Source organism: Parasphingorhabdus flavimaris (genome assembly GCF_013371215.1).
Classification (GTDB): Bacteria; Pseudomonadota; Alphaproteobacteria; order Sphingomonadales; family Sphingomonadaceae; genus Parasphingorhabdus; species Parasphingorhabdus flavimaris.
The window spans coordinates 361,664-382,635 of sequence record NZ_JABWMH010000002.1 but is presented as its reverse complement, the minus strand read 5'-3'; the positions used below and the strand labels follow the sequence as shown (position 1 = coordinate 382,635).

Genomic DNA, 20,972 nt, shown 5'->3' with positions numbered 1-20,972 from the left:
TTGTCATTGCCTCGGCAGGCGCAGGGTCACCAATGTCCCCTGCCCCGGTTCCGACGTCAGGTCCAGGTCACCGCCATGCGCCAGGATCAACTGTCGCGCCAACGGGAGCCCGAGGCCACCAGCCTTGTCGCCTGCCTTCTGGTCACGCGAGCGGGCGAAACTGTCGAATGCCTTCGATTGCTGTCCGGCGGTCATCCCGGGACCGTCATCTGAAATATGGATCACGGCATTTTTCACATCTCCGGAACCATGGATCAGCACCCGACCATTTTCACCGGTATATTTGATCGCATTGTCGACGATCTGGGATATCGCCTGACTGAGCCGTTTCTTGTCCGCCATGGCCGAACCCAGGGTTGCATCCAGCTGCATTTCGACTTCGATTTTCTTGGCGTTCGCATCCTCGGAGAAATGACCGGTGATATCCTCGATCAATTTGTTCAGATTGACCTTGTCCTTGGCGATCGGCAGTGCGCCGGCTTCGCTTTGACTCAGGTCGAGGACATTATCGATCTGGGTGCCCAGGCGCTTGACCGACTGAAGGATGGCGCGGACATATTCATGCCCCTGATCGGTCAACGGCCCGGCAATGCCCTGATCGAGAAGCTCGGCAAATCCGCCGATTGAAGTGAGCGGCGTCCGGAATTCATAGCTCATGTTGGACAGGAAACTACCCTTGATCGAATCTGCTTCCACGAGGGCTTCATTCCGTTCGCGCAACGCCTGCTCGATCCGGTAGCTGTCCGAGATATCGAGCATCGTGAACAGCGCGTTGCCGTCGGGTAGCGGGATCGCGGCAAATTCGTATCGCCGTCCGTCGGCAAAGTTGATCCGACCGCCCCTTTGCTCCCGATCGGTCGTCGCGCTGCGGACCATTTCACGCACTTCCGAAATACGGGCGGGCTGTTTCAATTGCAGCGCCATTTTCTTCATCAGCGAATCGACGCGCGGATGTTGGCCAAGATATTCTTCCTCAAGCCCCCAATTCTTGGCAAATTGATGGTTCCAGATATTCAATTTTCCATCGGCGGCAAATACCGCAAGCGATTCGAACAGATTGTCGAATGTCGCGGTTCGGACCCGCAGCAATGTGTCACGGGCGCTCGCCAGCTGGACCTGTTCGGTCCGGTCTTCAAAAATGACCAGCAAGCCGCCGTCCGGGGTCGGGTTTGCCAAGACTCTCAGATGGGTACCATCGGCTAGAAGCCAGTTTTCCTCACTGCCGTTGGGGGACGTAAACCAGCCGGTCCGTTCCTCGCGCCATTCCGGAAAATCACGGACTTCCGGAATGCGGTTCATTTCGCGCATCCGGTCGAGAACCCGCGGAAATTCGGGCCGTTCAGCTATCCATTGCTGACGCATGGAAAAAATGCGCTGGAACGGCAGATTGCAGAATTTCATCGATTTGTCGGCATCAAACTGGACAACACCTGCAGAAATTTTGTCGAGCATATCGCGCTGCGATTCGCCGAAACGCCGCTGCTCACGCCGCGCGTCTTCGAGTTCCTGAATATCGATTGCATAGCCGGCGATGCCGGATTTCCCCAGCGGCACATCCACCACCTGGGTCATGCGACGCTCGCCTCCAATGGTCGTCGCGACAATCCGCTCAAGAGGTTCACCCCGGTCTTTTGCGCGTCTGGCCGCATCTGCCGGAGTGAAGCCGTCGACGGTTTCCACCAGTTCAATGCCGCCAGCAATGACCCGCGCGCCGTCCTCGGCATCGACCGCAGCGACATAGGCGCTGTTGACCAATGTCAGGCTCAGATCGGGAGACCGGTGCCACATCGGTACCGGCGCTGCCTCGATCAGAGCGGAGAGCGCATCAAATGCGGCGCGTGCCGCCTCGTTCTCGTCGCGCAGCTTTTCGATCTGGCCTTCGCTGTCGGTGGCGTCAAAAACCCACAAAAGGGCACTGCCATTCGGCGAGATTTTCTGGTCGGCAAGTCCGCCACGGACCAACAGCGCCTTGTCCGAACCGGCAACCTTTATCGCCCGAACAAAGCTGCTGCCCGTCTTCTGCGCGAGATTGACATCCTGCATCAGATCTTCAAGATCCTGGCGGCCCATCCCGCGGTCGTTCTCGTGCAATTCCGAAATATGCGCGGGCAGATGATCAAAACCGAGCCAGTGCATTAACCGCTGTGATGCTTCCAGTTTGCCGTCGGATCGCACGAGCAATGGCAATGCGGGTGAAGTCTCGAGCAAGCGGCCCAGTCGTCCCGATTGACGCAACGTCGCGTCGGCCTTCTTCTTCATCGCCAGGCCGGTCCAGATTGCCCAAGCGGCAACACCCAGCCAGGCAGCAAGTATGAGGCCCAAAATTACGGCTGTGAGGTCCGGGACGTTCGACATTGAAACATCGATTAGACGGATAGTTAACCCGCGAAAACCCCTATTTTTTATGACCTACAAAAGCGCCCCGAACTAAGCTATTGTCGGCGGTGTATTAATGTGGAGAGCAGCAATGCCGATTGACGAAAGCCGGACGTTCAAACCAATTAACATCGCATTGTTGACGGTTTCCGACACCCGAACAGCCAAAGACGACACTTCAGGCGATATTCTGGCCGAACGGATTGAGAAGAAAGGCCATGCTCTCATTTACCGCACCGTGCGGAAAGACGATAAATCGGTGCTTGTGGCCCAACTGCACCAATGGATTGACGACGAAGAGGTTGATGTCATCATCACCACCGGCGGAACCGGCCTGACTGGCCGCGATATCACACCAGAGGCGCTTAATTCGGTCAAGGACAAGGATATTCCAGGGTTTGGCGAGCTGTTCCGCTATCTGAGCATCGAAAAGATCGGAACGTCCACGGTGCAATCCCGCGCTTGTGCCGTGGTTGCGCGCGGCACTTATATATTTGCGCTGCCAGGGTCCAACGGCGCCGTCAAAGACGGCTGGGACGGCATATTGGATACACAGTTGGATAGCCGTCATCGCCCCTGCAATTTCGTCGAGCTGATCCCGAGACTGCTTGAAAAATAGCGATTCAATCTATTTGTTCTTTATATGTTCTCATAGTATGAAGGACAAATGGACGACAAAAGCATAATCTCTCCCCCACCTCGAAAAGGCCGGGGAGCTCCATCCAACGCGGTTCCGCAGCGGTTCAATCTCCAGAACCGTGAGATTGACGGCGACTGGCTGGATGAGCGAGATATGATCGGCGACGATCCTTCGAAGCTGAGAACCACGGTCACCACTGAATTTCCGAAATCGATCATCAATTATAACAAATCTCCCGATCTGCCGTTCGACCGGTCGATAAATGCCTATCGCGGTTGCGAACATGGCTGCATCTACTGCTATGCCCGGCCAACCCACGCCTATCATGACCTGTCACCCGGTCTCGATTTCGAAAGCAAGCTTTTTGCCAAACCCAATGCTGCGGAACTTCTCCGCCAGACGCTTGCCAAGCCGAACTATCAACCCGCCAACCTTGCCATCGGCACCAATACCGACCCTTATCAACCGATCGAGAAACGCTTCCGGATCACCCGACAGATATTGGAAGTAATGCTGGAAACACTGCACCCGGTGGTAATCACCACCAAGTCCAATCGGGTTGTCGATGATATCGATCTACTGGTGCGACTGGCTGTCCAGCAGCTTACCGCCGTGACGATTTCGGTGACCACCCTTGACCCCGGGACGGCCCGCTTGCTCGAACCCAGGGCCCCTTCTCCGCCAAGGAGGCTGGAGGCCGTTCGAAAACTGAGCGAAGCCGGGATTTATGTGCACGTCAATATCGCGCCCGTCGTTCCGGGCATCACCGATCATGAAATCGAAGCAATTGTTGCGGCGGCGGCGGATTGCGGCGCGAAAAGCACCTCCTTCATTCCGATGCGCCTGCCGCACGAAGTGGCGCCACTGTTCGAACAATGGCTTGAAAGCCATTATCCGGACCGCAAGTCAAAGGTGATGAGCATCGTCCGGCAAATGCGCGGCGGCAAGCGCAACGATGCGGAATTCCACAGCCGGATGCGCGGTCAGGGACCATGGGCCGAGCTCATCCGTACCCGGCTTGCGATCGCGTCACGCAAAGCCGGGTTGAACAGGACCAAGATCAATCTCAGAACCGATCTGTTCCGGCGCCCACCGATGGCGGGCAGCCAGATGGAGCTGTTCTAGGCGTCCGCCAGACTCTTCAGCTTATAATCCTTATATTCGTCCCGTAGCGAACGTTTGAGGATTTTGCCGGTCGCCGTATGCGGCAGTTCATCGACAAATTTCACCTCGTCGGGCAACCACCATTTGGCGACCTTGTCACCGAGATAGTCGATCACGTCGGCTTCCGAAACATCACTGCCGGGCTTGCGCACCGCCAATAGCAGAGGCCGCTCGTCCCATTTGGGGTGATAAACGCCCACAGCGGCTGCTTCGGCAATCCCGGGACAGCCGACGGCTGCATTTTCCAGCTCGATAGAACTGATCCACTCGCCGCCGGACTTGATCACATCCTTGGCCCGGTCGGTAATCTGCATCGTGCCATCGGGATGAAGCACGGACACGTCTCCGGTATCAAACCAGCCGTCATCTTCCACCGCATCCTCGTCTGCCCGATAATAGCGTTTGATAATCCAAGGCCCCCGGATTTCCAGCGTACCGCTGGTCTTGCCATCGCGGGGCGCAACATTGCCTTCCTCGTCGATCACGCGCAGTTCCACTCCGAAAGGAGGCCTGCCCTGCTTGCAGATTACGTCGACCTGCTCGTCAAAATTCAACTCGTCCCAATTGGCCGGCAGCGAACCGGCGGTGCCGATCGGCGATGTCTCTGTCATGCCCCAGGCATGAGCGACGCGGATGCCGTTTTTCATCAGCCGCTCGATCATTGATCGCGGACAGGCCGAGCCACCGATCACGACTACGCCCAATTTGCCATAGTCGCCGCCATTCTCGTCGAGGTCGGCGAACATCGAGAGCCAGACGGTCGGTACACCAGCGCTGTGGGTAACGCCCTCTTCCCGGATCAATTTCCACAAGACCGCCGCTTCGTTGCTGGCCGAAAAGACCATTTTTGCGCCAACGGCTGCACAGGCGAAGGGCAAGCCCCAGGCATTGGCGTGGAACATCGGAACCACCGGCAGCATCACCGAGCGGGTCGCGAGATCCATCACATCGGGCTGCACCTCGGTGATTGCGTGAATTACGTTCGAGCGATGCTCGTAGAGCACGCCCTTTGGATTGCCGGTAGTGCCGCTGGTATAGCAAAGACCGCAGGGGTCATTTTCATCAACTTCGACCCATTGAAAATCGCCGTCTTCGGCATCCAGCAATTCGCGGAAAGTGGTATAATCGCCTTTCTCGCCATCAAACTGGATATAATGTTCCACCGTTTTCAGCTGTGGCTTGATCATCTCGACGATCGGCGCGAACATTTTGTCGAACAGCAGCACACGGTCTTCGGCGTGGTTGATCACATAGACCAGTTGTTCCTCGAACAGGCGCGGATTGACGGTATGAAGGATGCCACCGATACCGGCGGAACCATACCAGCTGATCAGATGATGGGCGTGGTTCATGGCGATGGTGGCGATGCGGTCGCCTTTCTTCATGCCGAGACGGTGCAGTGCCTGAGAAAACTTGCGCGAATCCAGACCGACTTCGGCCCAGTTACTGCGGGTGATATGGCCATCCGCCCAATAGCTGACGATCTCGCGGTTACCATGTTCGCGCGCCGCATGATCGATCAAATTGGTAATCTTGAGCGAACTCGCTTGCATTGCACCGGCCATATTGTCTCTCCAAACATGTTATATTTGGCCGGTTTCTGGTATGTTTAGGGCTAGCTGACAAGCCTTAATTTGGGTTTTGTCACCCTTATCGGCCGCGCCGGGCCCAAACGGGCACCGGAGACCCCGTTGACCCGCTGCAATCTATCCACGGTTTCCGCATCGAAGCGGAAGGATCGTCCCAGACAGACCGTTACCGGAGAGCCGTCAGGACCAGCCATGGTCGCCACCAATTCGCTGTGGCCGCCAACCAGTGGAGCGACCAGGTTCGTCAGTTCGTGCAATCCCGCGATATCATGGACTTCCAGTTCCATGCACGTCCTGGTAATGCGCTCCAGACCCTCGAGCGGCTGGGCCCGCCTGATCGCCACCCGCGGATTTTCGTCCTCGGACTGCTGGTCCAGTTCTACATTGAGCAAGGCACAGCCTCCCTGATCCGCCAGTTCTGCCAGAATCTTGCACTGGTCCTCGTCAAAGCAGCTGCCGGAAAACTGCCCGCTGCTGTCGGACAGATCGGCGAGCGCGAAACGCTTGCCCCTGCGACTGTCACGCCAGCGCACTTTTTCGACGAGCGCCGCCATGACCGCCGGCTTGCGGATGCCTTCCCCGATCGGGCCTTCGCTGCACAAAGCTGCGTAGGTCAGCGCGCCGAGCGACGTCGTCACCGCCTGGAACTGGGAAACCGGATGGGCAGAAAAATAGAAACCAAATGCATCCCGTTCGTGGAGCATGATTTCATTGAGCGACCAGTTGCTGCCTTCCGGCAATCTTATCGCCTGCATATCGCCGCCGGCGCTGCCTTCACCAAACAGGCCGCCCTGCCCGCTTTCGCGCGCGTCGGCCGCACTGTTGGCGACTGACAATATCATATCTGCGCCATCATAAACTGCCGCACGATTGGGCTCAAGATCGTCAAAGCCACCAGCCGACGCCAGACTTTCAAGCTGCCGTTTGTTCAAGCCATGCGGATCGATGCGATTGGCAAAATCCTCGATCGACGAAAACGGTCCCTCGGCGGCGCGCTCAGCCACCAGGGACTGCATCGCTTTTTCGCCGACATTCTTCAGTCCGGCCAGCGCATAGCGCACAGCAAGGCCGTTTTCAGCCTGTTGTTCAACCGAAAAATTGGGTCGGCTTTTGTTGATCGCGGGCTGCAGGACCGTCACACCCAGTCGCTTCATATCGTCGACGAAAATACTGAGCTTGTCGGACTGGTGCATGTCGAAACACATCGATGCAGCATAAAATTCATGCGGATGATGCGCTTTCAGCCAGGCCGTCTGATAGGCGAGCAGAGCGTATGCGGCCGCGTGGCTCTTGTTGAAACCATAGCCGGCGAACTTGTCGATCAAGTCGAACAGCTCGTTGGCCTGCTCGCTGTTCAAGCCGTTTTCCGCGGCGCCCGTCACGAATCTTTTGCGCTGGACGTCCATTTCCGCCTGGATTTTCTTACCCATGGCGCGGCGCAGCAAATCTGCTTCGCCGAGCGAATAGCCGGCGATGATCTGCGCGGCCTGCATCACCTGTTCCTGATATACAAAAATCCCGTAGGTTTCCTGCAGGATATCCTCCAGCAAGGGATGCGGATAGGCGATGTCGACGCGCCCGTTCTTGCGGTCGCCGAACAGCGGGATATTGTCCATCGGTCCCGGGCGATAGAGCGAAACGAGCGCGATAATGTCGCCGAAATTGGTCGGCTTCACTGCCGCTAGCGTACGTCGCATGCCTTCCGATTCAAGCTGGAACACACCGACGGTATCGCCGCGCTGGAGCAGCTCGAAGACCTTGTCATCTTCCCAGCTGAGGCCATCCAGATCGACTTCCACACCGCGTTCCGCGAGCAGCTGGACACCCTTTTTCAGCACCGACAGCGTCTTCAGACCCAAAAAGTCGAATTTTACCAGACCGGCTTTTTCAACAAATTTCATGTCGAACTGGGTAACCGGCAGGTCCGAGCGCGGATCGCGATAGAGCGGTACCAGCTGATCGAGCGGGCGATCGCCGATCACCACACCGGCGGCATGTGTAGAGCTGTGACGCGGCAGGCCTTCGAGCTGCATTGCCAGGTCGAACAGGCGCTTCACATCGGCCTGCTTATATTCCTGCGCCAGTTCCGTGATGCCGTTGAGCGAGCGCTTCAGGTCCCACGGATCGGTCGGATGGTTGGGCACCAATTTGGTCAGCCGGTCGACCTGGCCATAGGGCATTTGCAGCACCCGGCCGACGTCCCGCAGCACCGCGCGCGCCTTCAGTTTTCCGAAGGTGATGATCTGCGCAACCTGCCGGTCGCCGTATTTTTCCTGAACATAGCGAATGACTTCACCGCGGCGTGTTTCGCAGAAATCGATATCGAAATCCGGCATAGAGACACGTTCCGGGTTTAGGAAACGTTCGAACAGCAAGCCCAGCTTGATCGGATCGAGATCGGTGATCGTTAGCGCCCAGGCGACGACCGAACCGGCACCCGAACCACGGCCGGGCCCGACCGGAATATCATGATCTTTCGCCCATTTGATAAAGTCTGCAACGATCAGAAAATATCCGGGAAACCCCATGTTGACGATGACTTCAAGCTCGAAATCCAGCCGGTCGAAATAGCCCTTCCGCTCCTCATCATCGGTAATATCCAGAACCGCCAGCCGTCGTTCAAGACCGGCGACCGAATCTCGGCGCAACTGTTCGATCTCACCCGCAAGATCGCCGGCCAGACTGGGCAGGATCGGATCTCTTTTGGGTGGAGAAAAGGCGCATCGCTGCGCAACAACCAGCGTATTTTCCAGGGCCTCGGGAATGTCGGAAAATAGCTCCTCCATCACCAGCGCGCTTTTCATCCACAAATGCTTGGACGGCTTATCGCGGTCGTCATTTTCGACATAGGCGGACTGCGCGATACATTTCATTGCATCGTGAGCTTCGTGGAAACCGGCCTCGGAATAACAGCTCGGGTTTGTCGCAATCAGCGGAATATCGCGATCTATGGCCATGGTGATCAGGCCGGCTTCGGCCGCTATTTCGACCGGGTCTTCGCGGCGCGAAAGCTCGATATAAAGCCGGTCCGGGAAAAGCGTCTGGAGCGAAGTCAGATAGGCTTCGGCTTCGGATTGCTGTTCTTCAGCAATCAGTCGCGCGAGCGCTCCTTCGCCCCCGCCGGTCAGGGCGAGCAAGCCTGCGCTATGCTTTGCCAGCATGTCCATGCCTACATGGGCGTCCAGTTCGCTGGGTCGATCAAGGTGGGAAGCGGAAACCAGCTTGCAGAGATTCTCATATCCCTCCGCATCCTGCGCATAGAGCGCGAGCCAGTCCAGGGTCGGCTTGTCTTTTTCCGAGCCACCGGGACGCGCTACCCTCAGGAAACCGCCCGTAATCGGCTGCACGCCATTGGAGCGGCAGCCATCATCAAATGCCATGGAAGCAAACAGGCCGATGCGGTCACACAGGGCAACCGCCGGAAATCCGCGTTCCCTCGCAGCCAGGCCAATGGCTGACGGCTCCATGGCGCCATCCAGAATCGTGTAGGCCGAAAAGGCGCGAAGATGGACGAAAGGAACAAGGGCCATGAATTCAGACTAACGCAGCAATATGATCTTGCATATGGGTACGGCGTCCAACCGCAGAACTATCGACCATTTGTCCACAGCTATTTCGGCAGATCAGATTGGAAGGCGGCTTTTACAAAAGAGCTTGGATCTCGTTTTTGAGCTGCTCCGGCTTTACCGCAGGACCATAACGTCCAACGACATTGCCGTCGCGATCGACCAGAAATTTGGTAAAATTCCACTTTATCCGGGACCCTAGCAAGCCCGATTTTTCGGACTTCAGATATTTCCACAATGGGTCGGCGTCATCACCATTGACGTCGACTTTCTCCATCAACGGGAAGCTTACATCATAGTTGAGCGAGCAAAAATTCTTGATTTCGTCGGCGTCACCAGGCTCCTGGTTACCGAATTGGTTGCAGGGAAATGCCAAAATCTCGAGGCCCTGGTCCTTATATTCCTGATGCAGCTTTTCCAGCCCCTCATATTGCGGCGTAAACCCGCATTTCGAGGCAGTGTTCACGATCAACAGCACTTTGCCCTTATGAGCGGACAAGTCCTGGATGGATCCATCCGCTTGTTTTACCTGAAATTCAGTAACCGTCATATGCGCCCCGCATCGTTTGATTTTCTTGGTTCGGCTTGGCCTTACAGTTTGATACTCGAACCGGAAAAGTCAAAGCCATTCTCGTTTCGACTTGAATTGACTAGCTTAATATTCCCTCATGGAGCCGGACAACCCGGTCCATTTTGGCCGCCAGCCGCTCGTTATGCGTCGCTATCAGCGCGGCGCTGCCCTCTTGGCGTACCAGGCTGATAAACTCAGCAAGAACCAGTTCGGCCGTGGCTTCGTCCAGATTGCCGGTTGGCTCGTCGGCGAGCACCAGCTTCGGTGCGTTGGCCAGCGCACGGGCAACCGCAACTCTTTGCTGCTCGCCGCCGGACAATTTGCTGGGCGTGTGGTTGAGCCGGTCGCCGAGCCCGAGACTGCGCAACAGCGTCTCGGCTCTTTGTTCTGCCGCTTTCTGTCCAACCCCTGCGATCAACTGCGGCATCACGACATTTTCCAGAGCGGAGAAATCGGGCAACAGATGATGAAACTGATACACGAAACCCAGCAAATCGCGCCGAATCCGCGTGTGACCGCTGGCTGGCAATTGTGCTGTTTCCTCGCCGTTCAGCTTGATCGATCCTTCGAACCCGCCCTCGAGCAGTCCGACCGCCTGCAACAGCGTGGATTTTCCCGAGCCGGAGGGGCCGACAAGCGCGACAATTTCGTTCGCATTGATATCTAGATCGACGCCGCGAAGCACCTCGATCCTGACATCCGCCTGCACGAAACTGCGCCGGACATTTCGCAATTCTACCGTTTTCTGGTTCATTGGATCATTCATAGCGAAGCACCTGAACCGGATCAGTACTGGCGGCCTTATAGGCAGGATAGAGCGTGGCCAGGAAGCTGAACAGCAAGGCAAGTCCGGCTATGCCGACGACCTCCATCGGATCGGTCCGTGCCGGAAGTTCGGTCAGGAAGCGGATCGACGGATCCCACAAATTCTGCCCGGTAATCATCTGGACGAAATTGATCACGTTCTGGCGAAAGAATATGGCAATCAGGCCGAGGCCAATACCCGCCGCAATGCCTAGCATCCCTATCGAGGTCCCGACGGTCACGAAAATCCTGAGCAATGACGCGCGCGAGGCTCCCATCGTGCGCAATATCGCAATGTCCCGGGTCTTGGCTCGCACCAGCATGATCAGCGACGACAGGATGTTGAATACCGCGACCAATATGATGATCGACAGGATCACGAACATCACTACCCGCTCGACCTGCAGCGTTTCGAACAGCGAGGCATTCATCGTCTGCCAGTCGGTTATGACACCGCGATCCGCTACTTTCGGGATCAGAGGCGCTATGATATTTCCGACATTGTCGGCGTCATTGGTCTTGATTTCGATCATTCCAATCTGGTCGCCCAGCAAAAGCAGGGTCTGGGCATCTTCCATCGGCATGATGACAAAGGCCTTGTCATAATCATAGACGCCGACCTCGAATATCGCGGCGACTTCGTAGGCAATCTCTCTGGGAACCGTTCCAAACGGGGTTGAGCGCCCCTGCGGATTGATCACTGTGATACGGCTTCCCTCTTGCGCGCCCAATGTCGTCGCCAGACGGCTGCCGATGCCGACACGCCCCGAGCCCGGCTCGAGACGCGCCAAGTCGCCAGCTACGGTTTTTCCGTCGAGTGTTTCATTATTCAATATATCCGGAACCAGCATGCCGCGCACCAGCACGGCTTCGACGCGACCGTTGAACGTGGTCAGCAAGGGCTGTTCGATCAATGGCGAAGCCGAGACCACACCCTCGGTATTCCGGGTATCCTCCAGCAAGTCGCGCCAATCGGGCAAGCGACCGCCATAGCCCTGGATCACCGCATGGCCGTTGAGGCCGACAATCTTGTCAAACAGTTCGGCGCGGAAACCATTCATGACGCTCATTACCACGATCAGCGCGGCAACGCCCAGCATGACCGCGACCAGCGAGATACTGGCAACCAGGAAAATGAATCCCTCGCCTTTACCGGGTAACAAATAGCGCTTTGCGATAACCCATTCGTAACGGGACAGGAGCATGGTTTTTGAAGACTTCCTTGGATCAGGTTGCCCTTGTCTTTACGGTCGCCGGTCGGGGCAAGCAAGTGGCTTGGTGGACAATTTGCTGTTGCCTATATGACACAAGAGATCGTCAATCTGTCAAAACTGCCAAAATTGTCATGACAAATTTATGTCATTCGATCAGAGATAGTCACAGAATCAAATATCTCGGTTAACGGGTCATGGTTCAGGGATCCCTTCCGGTTCCGCCAAATGTTGGGGGACATGCGGCGTTGAATAGGACGGGAAAACAGGGGGCGAATTAATTCGTCACCATTTTCGCCCGGGTGCTCATTGGCATCCGGGCGTTTTTTTATCCAAAAAAAATTGGCAACTCGTTGGTAATTTGCCCTTTTACACCTCTTGAAATCTGCTGACTTGAGCATATCTTTATCGATGTGAGGCGCCTTTTCGGGTTTCACATCAACGAACCGGATGCCGCAACTGCGGGTCCACATTTACATTGCTCAATTTAAGAGGATTTAGATATGAACCGTTTTGACTTTACCCCCTATCGCCGCTCAACCGTAGGTTTTGACCGGCTATTCGACCTTCTTGAAAATAATGCCCGCGCGCAGCAGTCCGAGAACTACCCGCCGTTCAACATCGAGCGCAGCGGCGAAGATCATTACCGGATCACGCTGGCCGTCGCCGGTTTCAAGGACGAAGAAATCGAAATTACCGCCCAGCAGAATCTCTTGCTCGTTACCGGCAACAAAAATACCGATGAAAACGAGGGCAAGCAATTCCTGCACATGGGTATCGCAAACCGCAGCTTCGAACGGCGGTTCGAGCTCGCCGATTTTGTCCGGGTTGACCATGCAGCGCTCGCAGATGGCCTTCTGACCATCGACCTCGTGCGCGAAATCCCGGAGGCGATGAAGCCACAGAAGATCTCCATCAACCAGGCCGATAATGTCACCAAAATCGCGCATAAAAAGGAAAAGAAGGAAGACAAGGCCGCTTGATCCGGGCCTCTTCCGCTAACAATCGGGCAGCCAGAGCAATCTGGCTGCCTTTTTTTATCAATGTCAGAATGAAATGGGGCAGCCGGATGAGGATCCGACTGCCCCTGACACCCGCTTGGTGTCACTCTTGACGATAATTAGCCCGGGTCGCAAATGGCCAATTTTCGTCAAGAATCTGCTTCGGCAATGTGGGAAAGCATCGCGTGGTCCAATATCCGGACCTTCCCGCTTTCCACTGCCACGATCTGGCTTTCAGACCAGGAGGACAGTTGCCGATTAATATGTTCGCGCGACATTCCGGCGAAGTTGCCGAGTTCGCTCTGGCTCAAGTCCAGTTTAAGTCGTCCTTCTTCGGCCCCTACAACAGAAAGCCTTAACAAATAGCGCGCCAGACGCGGGCCTGAAGTATAAGCGCGATCGCCTTCGATCATGTTGTTGGCCATACGAATACGGCTTGCCATGACCTTCAACAGCCGCAGCGCCATATTCTTGTGCGTGCTCAATATTTCTTCGAACGCCGCGCGGGTGATGGAAAGCGCGGAGGTCGGTTCGATGGCTGTCACGCTGGCGGTTCGATCACCACCGTCCAGAAGCGCGATTTCACCGAGGACCTGCCCCGGCTCCGCGTAATCCAGAACGACTTCGTGCCCGTTGCTGGCGATCATGCTGGTCCGTGCATTGCCCGACAACAATATCAGGAGCGAATTGCCCGGATCGCCTTGCATGATCAATTCATCCCCCTTCTTATATTGCACAAAATGCCCCCGCAATATCAAGTCCGACAGTTCGGCTTCGTCACAATCAGCAAACAGGCTGTGTTCAGCCAATAGATTTGCCAGTTCCTCGGCTTTCACTGTCCTGTTCCCTCGACCCTGTTCAGAAGCTTTAGCTAGCTTTCTTGTGCGGCGTGCGTGTGACAATAGTCACATTTGGTAAAATGAATTGGATAAAATCGACATTCGCCCAAAACTATCGGATTTTGCGCGTTTTAAAGCTCAGACGAGACGGCTTTGCTGCAACGCTGCGGCAATGAATGATGCAAACAGCGGATGCGGATCAAACGGCTTGCTCTTGAGTTCAGGATGATATTGCACACCGACGAACCAGCTGTGATCAGGCCTTTCGACCGTCTCGGGCAGCTCGCCATCCGGTGACATGCCCGAGAATATGAGGCCCGTTGCTTCCAGCCGTTCGACATAGCCCTTGTTCACCTCATAGCGGTGCCGATGGCGCTCGCTAATGTCCCGGCTGCCGTAAATCTCGCTGATTTTTGACCCCTGCTGCAACACGGCATCATAGGCACCCAGGCGCATCGTGCCGCCCATGTCCCCGCCAGCTTCGCGCTTTTGCAGGCCTTCTTCGGTCATCCACTCGGTGATCAGACCGACGACAGGCTCTTCGGTTGCCCCGAACTCGGTGGTCGATGCGGTATCAATGCCGGCGAGATTGCGCGCAGCTTCAACGCAGGCCATTTGCATGCCCAGACAAATGCCAAAAAACGGGATATTATTCTCGCGGGCGAATTTGACCGATCCGATCTTCCCTTCGCTGCCGCGCTCGCCAAAGCCGCCGGGCACCAGAATCGCGTGAAGCGGTTCCAGCTTCGCGGCAAGATCCTCTTCATTCTCGAACAATTCAGCGTCCAGCCAGCGGACCTGTACCTTGACCCGATTCGCAAGGCCGCCATGAAACAGGGCTTCCTGGAGCGATTTATAGGCATCCTGGAGGCCGACATATTTGCCGACCACGCCGACGATGACTTCGCCTTCGGGATTCTCGATCCGCTCCATGACATCATACCAGCGCGACAAGTCGGGCGGTGGCGCGTCGTCTATGGCGAAAGCGCGGAGCACTTCGGTGTCGAGACCTTCATTGTGATATTGCAGCGGCACGTTGTAGATATTGCTCGCGTCGAGAGCCTGGATGACCGATTCTTTGCGGACATTGCAAAACTGGGCGATCTTGGCCCGCTCGGTATCGGGCAGCGGATGTTCGCAGCGACAGAGCAAAATGTCCGGCTGGATCCCCAGCGAGGTCAGCTCCCTGACGCTGTGCTGGGTCGGCTTGGTTTTCAGCTCGCCTGCAGCGGCAATATAGGGCACCAGCGTGACGTGCACGGAAATCGCATTGTCCCGGCCGACCTTGTTGCGGAGCTGCCGAATCGCCTCGATGAACGGCAGGCTTTCGATATCGCCGACCGTTCCGCCGATTTCGCACAATACGAAATCGATACCGTCGAGCTTGTCTTCGGCAAATTCCTGAATCGCGTCGGTAACGTGCGGAATGACCTGCACGGTGGCGCCGAGATAATCGCCGCGGCGCTCTTTGGTGATGATCGACTGATAGATTCGACCCGAGGTGACATTGTCGGACTGCAGCGACGGAACGCCGGTGAACCGCTCGTAATGACCAAGATCGAGATCGGTCTCCGCACCGTCGTCGGTGACATAGACTTCGCCGTGCTGATAGGGCGACATCGTGCCCGGATCAACGTTGAGATAGGGGTCGAGTTTCCTTATCCGCACGGAAAATCCGCGAGCCTGCAAGAGAGCACCGAGGCTCGCCGCCATCAGACCTTTGCCAAGAGAGGAAACCACACCGCCGGTAATGAAAATATATCGCGCCATGGGAGAAAAGGCTTAAGCCGTTAACCCCTCATCTGGCAATCCCGCGAATCCGGAAAGACAAAATAAATATTATTGTGAATCGGTCAGAGCGAACGCATTGCGCAACAGGCGATCAGGCACGGCAAGGCGCCTGTCGAAATGTTCGACATGAAATCGGGCTTTTGTCTGGAAAACGGCCTATTGATCGAGCGGGATATCACCGTCAGCGCTCGCGGCAGGTGCCGGATTCTCGGCGGCAGCAGCAGCGGCAGCGGCCAACGGATCGTCGCCAACCAGCGGAACATCATCGGCCGGGGCAGAAACGGGCGCGCTGTTATCGCGCTGCAGGCTCTGGTCGATTGATTCGGTCTTGCCTTCGGAAGCGGCCAGAACCGCCAGCGCGATCGACAGGGAGACAAAAAACACCGCCAATGTCGCGGTGGTCCGCGTCAGCAAGTCTCCGGCGCCGCGTGCCGACATCATCCCGGATGGCGAACCGCCCACACCCAGTCCGCCGCCTTCGGATTTCTGCATCAGAATTATGCCGACCAGCATGGCGGCGACAATGGCTTGAAGGACGGTAAGAAATAGAAACATGGATTTTCCGAACTGATAAGGAGAGCATGCGCTCCGACGTGCAGCGCACATAGCGATTGATCGAACGACATTCAAGCGATGATCCGTCGCCCCAAACAGCCAAAGTTTGTCAAAGTTCGGGCCAAGGAAGGTTTATTATGCGTGCTGTTGGATAGATTATATCAAATGTTGGAAATCTTCTGTCCTGAATAATCCCTCACCTCACGGGCGCCATATATCAAACCAAACCGTTCGCCCCGATGACAATTGCCGGCTGTCATCATGCAGCGGCAGCGGCTTCGATGATCGGCCCGAATTTCGCAGCGGTCAGGCTTGCGCCGCCGACCAGTCCGCCATCGACATTGGGAACCGCCAGCAATTCTGACGCGTTTCCACCATTCATCGATCCACCATAGAGAATGCGAACGGAGTCGCTGCCCTGCCCCATCAATTCTTCCAGCTTGTCGCGGATCGCCGCGTGCATTTCCGCCACATCGCTGGTCTCGGGCACACGGCCGGTGCCAATTGCCCACACCGGTTCATAGGCGATCGTCAGCCAGTCGGCGCTGGCGTCGGCGGGGAAGGATCGCGCCAGCTGGACGGTGACTATTTCAATCGCCTGTCCGGCATCGCGCTCCTCTTCGGTTTCGCCGACGCAGATGATCGCGTCCATGCCCGCCGCATGCGCCGCCTCTGCCTTGGCTTTCACTTCCGCATCGCTTTCCTGCTGGTCGGCACGCCGTTCGCTGTGCCCGACAATAGAGTAGGTTGCGCCCGCTTCGCGGAGCATCGCGGCTGACAGGCAACCGGTATGCGCGCCGTTTTCGGCGAAATGGCAATCCTGAGCGCCGATCGCGAAACCGGGATTGGCCTGGACAGCGGCGGAGATCAGGGTGGCCGGAGGGCAGATGCCGACATCGGCGCCCTCATGATTGGCGGCAATCGCCGCTATGTCTGCAATATCGGAAAGCTGCGCGCGCAGACCGTTCATTTTCCAATTGCCGACAATATATTTGCGATTTGCCATGATGCCCCTTGCCTTTTCTTATTTTGTGATCGCCGCTCGCTATCAAATATCCTGCGGCTTGCCAATTTTCTTCCGAAGTCTTTTGCTTGAACCACACAGCCAAGCCGCCTAAAGCAAGCGCAAATCCAACTCCCGCAATGGAACATCTCTTTTATGATCAGTTTTTTCCGCCGCATTTTTTCGTCGAAACTCGGCCTTTTTCTGACCTTTTGTTTCGTCGGGTTGATCGCCATTGCCTTCGCCACGGCGGACGTCTCGAGCAGCGGCACATTTGGCGGGGTTACCGGCTCCGGTACGGCTGCCAAGGTCGGTGACAGCAAGCTGTCCACGTCCGAGCTCAGCCAGTCGGTCAACAACGCCTTTCGCGGAGAGCAGCGCGAAAATACCGCGCTTGATCTCAAGACCTATATCAACGGCGGCGGCTTCGATGATGTGCTCGAACGGTTGATCAACAGCTTTGCCATCGCCGATTTCGGCACCAAATATGGCATGACGGCCGGCAAGCGGCTGGTCGACGGCGAAATCGCCAGCATTCCCAACTTCCAAGGCGCAGACGGCCAGTTCAGCGAAGAGAATTTCCGCCGCGCGATGCAGCAGCAGGGCATAAATGAAACGCAATTGCGCAATGATTTTACCCGCAATCTGCTGGCTGACCAATTGCTGACGCCCGCCGGCTTCGGTGTTGCAGTACCGCAGAAGCTCGTCATTCCCTATGCGTCGCTGTTGCTGGAATCCCGCCAGGGACAGATTGCGACAATCCCATCGGTTGCATTCATCGACCAGAGCAAGCCAGCCAAAGCGGCGGTTGCGGCCTTTTACGCCAAGAATGCATCGCGCTACACGATCCCCGAACGCCGGACGATCCGCTACGCAATTTTCGACAAGTCGCGGTTTTCAGGAAAGATCAAGCCGACCGAAAAGGAAATTGCCGGCTTTTACAATCTCAACAAGAACAGATATTCGGCGAGCGAGACCCGCAGTCTGAGCCAGGTGATCGTGCCGACCGAGGCGGCTGCCAAGGCTCTCGCGGACAAGATCGGCGGTGGCACGTCCCTCGCGCAAGCGGCCCAGTCGGTCGGCCTGTCGGCCGCTGACCTCGGACCGGTGACCAAGGCGGACTTTGTCAACAGCGCTTCGCAGGCCGTAGCCAACGCCGCATTTGCCGCGCGTTCGGGTACGGTTGCCGGGCCGGCCCAGAGCGCGCTCGGCTGGCACATCGTAATGGTCCAGGATATCGAGCAAACCCCTGGCCGCACGCTGGAACAGGCCCGCGCCGAGATTGTCAGCGAGCTGACCCGGACCAAGACCGACGAGGCCATCGCGGACCTGACCATCCGGCTTGAGGACGAATTTGCCGACGGAGCGACGCTTGGCGACATCGCCAAGGCAGAACAGCTCAAGATCGAAGCAACCCCTGCCCTGCTCGCCAATGGCCAGAATCCCAACGATCAAAATTACAAACCGATCCCCGAAATGCAGCGTCTGTTGCCGATCGCCTTTGCCGTGGAGGAAGATTCCGATCCGCAGATCGTGGAAATCATTCCCGGCGAAAAATATGCCGCGATCAATGTGACCGATATCGTCGAAGCGGCGCCGCCGCCTCTGGCGCAGATCGAGCAGCTGGTGACCCGCGACTATATGCTCAGCGAGGGATCGAAAAAGGCCAAGGCCGTTGCCGACAAGATTGCCAAGGCGGTTAGCGGAGGAACGTCATTATCCAAGGCCATCGCCGATGCCGGCGTGCAATTGCCCCGCCCCGAACAGATCAGCTCGACACGGGCCGATCTCGCCCGCCAGAGCCAGCAGGGCCAGGTGCCCGCGCCGCTCAGCCTGATGTTCAGCATGGCGCAGGGTACTGCGAAGTCCCTTGAAGCGCCGCGCAGTCAAGGCTGGTTTGTGGTCGTTCTCGACAAGCTCAACCGTGGCGATGCTTCGAAGCGCGACGACTTGCTGCAGGCGACAAAGACCCAGTTCAAGCAGGTCATCGGCAATGAATATACCGCGCAGTTCATCAATGCGATGAAGGCCGACATCGGCGTAAAGCGCAACGAAGACACGCTCACCGCGCTTAGAAACCAACTGCTGGGCGCCAACTGAAGCAATCATGGCGGGTAGTTTCGGCACAGAAAATGCGCGCACGGCACTGGACAGCGGCAAGCCGGCCCTGATCTGGCGACGCCAAGTCGCGGACACCGAAACACCGGTGTCCGCTGCATTGAAGCTGATGGAAGAAGGCCGCGGCGACTATCTGCTGGAATCGGTCGAAGGCGGCGAGACCAGAGGGCGACACAGCATGATCGGCCTCGCGCCCGATCTGGTGTTTCGCGCTGATGGCGCAAAAGCGGCGATCAATCGCACATGGCTGCAGGATCGCGAGGCCTTTGCGCCCGAAAGCGGCGACAGCCTCTCCGCCCTGCGCAATCTGGTCGAGGCCTGCCGGATGGATGTGCCGGAGGAACTGCCCCGCGCCCTTGCCTGTCTGGTCGGTTATTTCGGTTATGAAACCATCGGCCTGGTCGAGAAGCTGCCGCGCGCGCCGCAATCGGAGCTGGACTTGCCCGACATGCTGTTTGTCCGGCCGACGGTGATCCTGATCTTCGACCGGCTGGCCGACGAGCTGTTTCTGGTCGCGCCGGTCTGGCCCGAGACCAAGGGCGATAGCGAAGCAAAGATCATCGCGGCGGAGGAGCGGCTGGACGAGGCGCAGCGCGGACTGTCCAACCCCGTTCGTCCCGAGCTTATCGAGGGACGCTTGTCAGGCGCTCAACAGGCCGGGATCAGCCCGGGCGGACCGGAGTTCACACCGCAAATTCCAGCCGAAAGATATGGCGAGATGGTGTTGCGTGCCAAGGAATATATCGAGGCCGGGGATATCTTCCAGGTGGTGCTGGCGCAGCGGTTCACCACGCCTTTCACACTGCCGCCGATCGAACTCTATCGTGCGCTGCGCCGGATCAATCCCTCGCCCTTCCTGTTCTTCCTAGACCTGCCCGGCTTTGCCCTGACCGGCTCCAGCCCGGAAATCCTGGTCCGCGCGCGCGATGGCGAGGTCACCATCCGGCCGATCGCCGGCACCCGGCCGCGCGGCAGGAATGCAGCCGAGGACAAGGCGAACAGGGAAAGCCTGCTCGCCGATCCCAAGGAACGGGCCGAACATCTGATGCTGCTCGATCTCGGCCGCAATGATGTCGGCCGCGTGGCGAGCGCGCACAGCGTCGAGGTGACCGACAGCTATACCGTCGAATTCTACAGCCATGTCATGCATATCGTCTCGAACGTCGTCGGAGAGCTGGCCCCGGACAAGGACGCGCTCGACGCCCTGTTCGCCGGCTTTCCCGCCGGCACGGTCAGCGGCGCGCCGAAAGTCCGCGCCTGCCAGATCATCGCCGAACTCGAACCGGAAACCCGCGGCGCCTATGCCGGCGGCGTCGGCTATTTCTCTCCCGACGGCAGCATGGACAGCTGCATCGTCCTGCGGACGGGCATTGTGAAAGACGGCATGCTGCACGTGCAGGCCGGCGCGGGGATCGTGGCGGACAGCGATCCGGCTTACGAGCTGGCCGAATGCCGGGCCAAAGCCGGGGCGCTGCTGGCAGCGGCGAAAGAAGCGGTGAAGCGCGCACAGGATGTCGGGTTCGGGCAGTGAACCTGTAAATCCGGTCGGGGGACGCAAAAGCCACTTGTCGATGATCGAGCTGACGACCTGATACCGGGCGCGGCGAAAGGGTTGCCCGCATCCGCGATCGCTTCATTCCCTACGCCCGTTTTGCACCGCAATTGGCGCGGCCGATCAGGGGTATAAAAAGAATATGTTTGACTAGCGGGTTGCTGGTTGCGACAATTCGGCCACTGCGCGTCA

Annotated in this window: 15 protein-coding genes; 5 read left to right on the top strand and 10 right to left on the bottom strand. The window is 57.4% G+C overall.

The window, feature by feature from the left end; all coding sequences use genetic code 11:
- Positions 1 to 3: 3 nt before the first annotated feature.
- On the bottom strand, positions 4 to 2,355 hold the full coding sequence (locus HUO14_RS06540; RefSeq protein ID WP_176279073.1) for a sensor histidine kinase: 2,352 nt from the start codon (positions 2,353 to 2,355) through the stop codon (positions 4 to 6).
- Positions 2,356 to 2,467: 112 nt separating this feature from the next.
- Here HUO14_RS06540 and moaB point away from each other — a divergent pair, with 112 nt between their 5' ends.
- Both moaB and HUO14_RS06530 read left to right on the top strand, forming a co-directional pair.
- Positions 2,468 to 2,995 (top strand): molybdenum cofactor biosynthesis protein B, encoded by a 528-nt coding sequence (moaB, locus tag HUO14_RS06535; RefSeq protein ID WP_176279072.1) that lies wholly within the window; start codon positions 2,468 to 2,470, stop codon positions 2,993 to 2,995.
- 48 nt (positions 2,996 to 3,043) lie between these two features.
- Positions 3,044 to 4,141, top strand: coding sequence for a PA0069 family radical SAM protein (locus HUO14_RS06530; protein WP_176279071.1), 1,098 nt, complete (start codon positions 3,044 to 3,046; stop codon positions 4,139 to 4,141).
- Here HUO14_RS06530 and HUO14_RS06525 read toward each other — a convergent pair.
- The 5 genes from HUO14_RS06525 to HUO14_RS06505 all read right to left on the bottom strand — a co-directional run bounded on the left by HUO14_RS06525 (position 4,138) and on the right by HUO14_RS06505 (position 11,915).
- Positions 4,138 to 5,745, bottom strand: coding sequence for a long-chain fatty acid--CoA ligase (locus HUO14_RS06525; RefSeq protein WP_176279070.1), 1,608 nt, complete (start codon positions 5,743 to 5,745; stop codon positions 4,138 to 4,140). The two genes, HUO14_RS06530 and HUO14_RS06525, sit on opposite strands and share 4 nt — an antisense overlap.
- Positions 5,746 to 5,795: 50 nt before the next feature.
- Complete coding sequence (gene dnaE / locus HUO14_RS06520; RefSeq protein WP_176279069.1) at positions 5,796 to 9,299, bottom strand: DNA polymerase III subunit alpha; 3,504 nt, start codon at positions 9,297 to 9,299, stop codon at positions 5,796 to 5,798.
- A gap of 112 nt (positions 9,300 to 9,411) precedes the next feature.
- On the bottom strand, positions 9,412 to 9,885 hold the full coding sequence (locus HUO14_RS06515) for a glutathione peroxidase (RefSeq protein ID WP_176279068.1): 474 nt from the start codon (positions 9,883 to 9,885) through the stop codon (positions 9,412 to 9,414).
- A 100-nt stretch (positions 9,886 to 9,985) separates the two neighbouring features.
- Positions 9,986 to 10,672, bottom strand: a complete 687-nt coding sequence (locus HUO14_RS06510; protein ID WP_425500477.1) for an ABC transporter ATP-binding protein — start codon at positions 10,670 to 10,672, stop codon at positions 9,986 to 9,988.
- Positions 10,665 to 11,915: a lipoprotein-releasing ABC transporter permease subunit gene (locus HUO14_RS06505; protein ID WP_176279066.1), complete on the bottom strand. Its 1,251-nt coding sequence runs from the start codon at positions 11,913 to 11,915 to the stop codon at positions 10,665 to 10,667. The genes HUO14_RS06510 and HUO14_RS06505 overlap by 8 nt, the downstream gene beginning before the upstream one ends.
- 509 nt (positions 11,916 to 12,424) lie before the next feature.
- Between HUO14_RS06505 and HUO14_RS06500 the strand changes: the two genes are divergently transcribed.
- Positions 12,425 to 12,904: an Hsp20 family protein gene (locus HUO14_RS06500; RefSeq protein WP_176279065.1), complete on the top strand. Its 480-nt coding sequence runs from the start codon at positions 12,425 to 12,427 to the stop codon at positions 12,902 to 12,904.
- Between the two features lie 167 nt (positions 12,905 to 13,071).
- On the opposite strand, the gene HUO14_RS06495 is transcribed toward HUO14_RS06500, so the two are convergent.
- The 4 genes from HUO14_RS06495 to tpiA form a co-directional block, all read right to left on the bottom strand.
- Positions 13,072 to 13,758 (bottom strand): Crp/Fnr family transcriptional regulator, encoded by a 687-nt coding sequence (locus tag HUO14_RS06495; protein WP_176279064.1) that lies wholly within the window; start codon positions 13,756 to 13,758, stop codon positions 13,072 to 13,074.
- A gap of 141 nt (positions 13,759 to 13,899) precedes the next feature.
- On the bottom strand, positions 13,900 to 15,531 hold the full coding sequence (gene pyrG / locus HUO14_RS06490; RefSeq protein WP_176279063.1) for a CTP synthase: 1,632 nt from the start codon (positions 15,529 to 15,531) through the stop codon (positions 13,900 to 13,902).
- A 177-nt stretch (positions 15,532 to 15,708) separates the two neighbouring features.
- On the bottom strand, positions 15,709 to 16,107 hold the full coding sequence (secG, locus tag HUO14_RS06485; protein WP_176279062.1) for a preprotein translocase subunit SecG: 399 nt from the start codon (positions 16,105 to 16,107) through the stop codon (positions 15,709 to 15,711).
- 259 nt (positions 16,108 to 16,366) lie between these two features.
- Positions 16,367 to 17,113 carry a triose-phosphate isomerase gene (gene tpiA, locus HUO14_RS06480; protein WP_176279061.1) on the bottom strand — a complete coding sequence of 249 codons (747 nt, stop codon included), beginning with the start codon at positions 17,111 to 17,113 and terminating at the stop codon, positions 16,367 to 16,369.
- A gap of 153 nt (positions 17,114 to 17,266) precedes the next feature.
- Here tpiA and HUO14_RS06475 point away from each other — a divergent pair, with 153 nt between their 5' ends.
- The gene (locus HUO14_RS06475; RefSeq protein ID WP_176279060.1) at positions 17,267 to 19,210 is read left to right on the top strand and encodes a peptidylprolyl isomerase; all 1,944 of its coding nucleotides are present in this window, start codon (positions 17,267 to 17,269) and stop codon (positions 19,208 to 19,210) included.
- Between the two features lie 7 nt (positions 19,211 to 19,217).
- Positions 19,218 to 20,759 (top strand): anthranilate synthase component I, encoded by a 1,542-nt coding sequence (gene trpE, locus HUO14_RS06470; protein WP_176279059.1) that lies wholly within the window; start codon positions 19,218 to 19,220, stop codon positions 20,757 to 20,759.
- Positions 20,760 to 20,972: the final 213 nt, after the last annotated feature.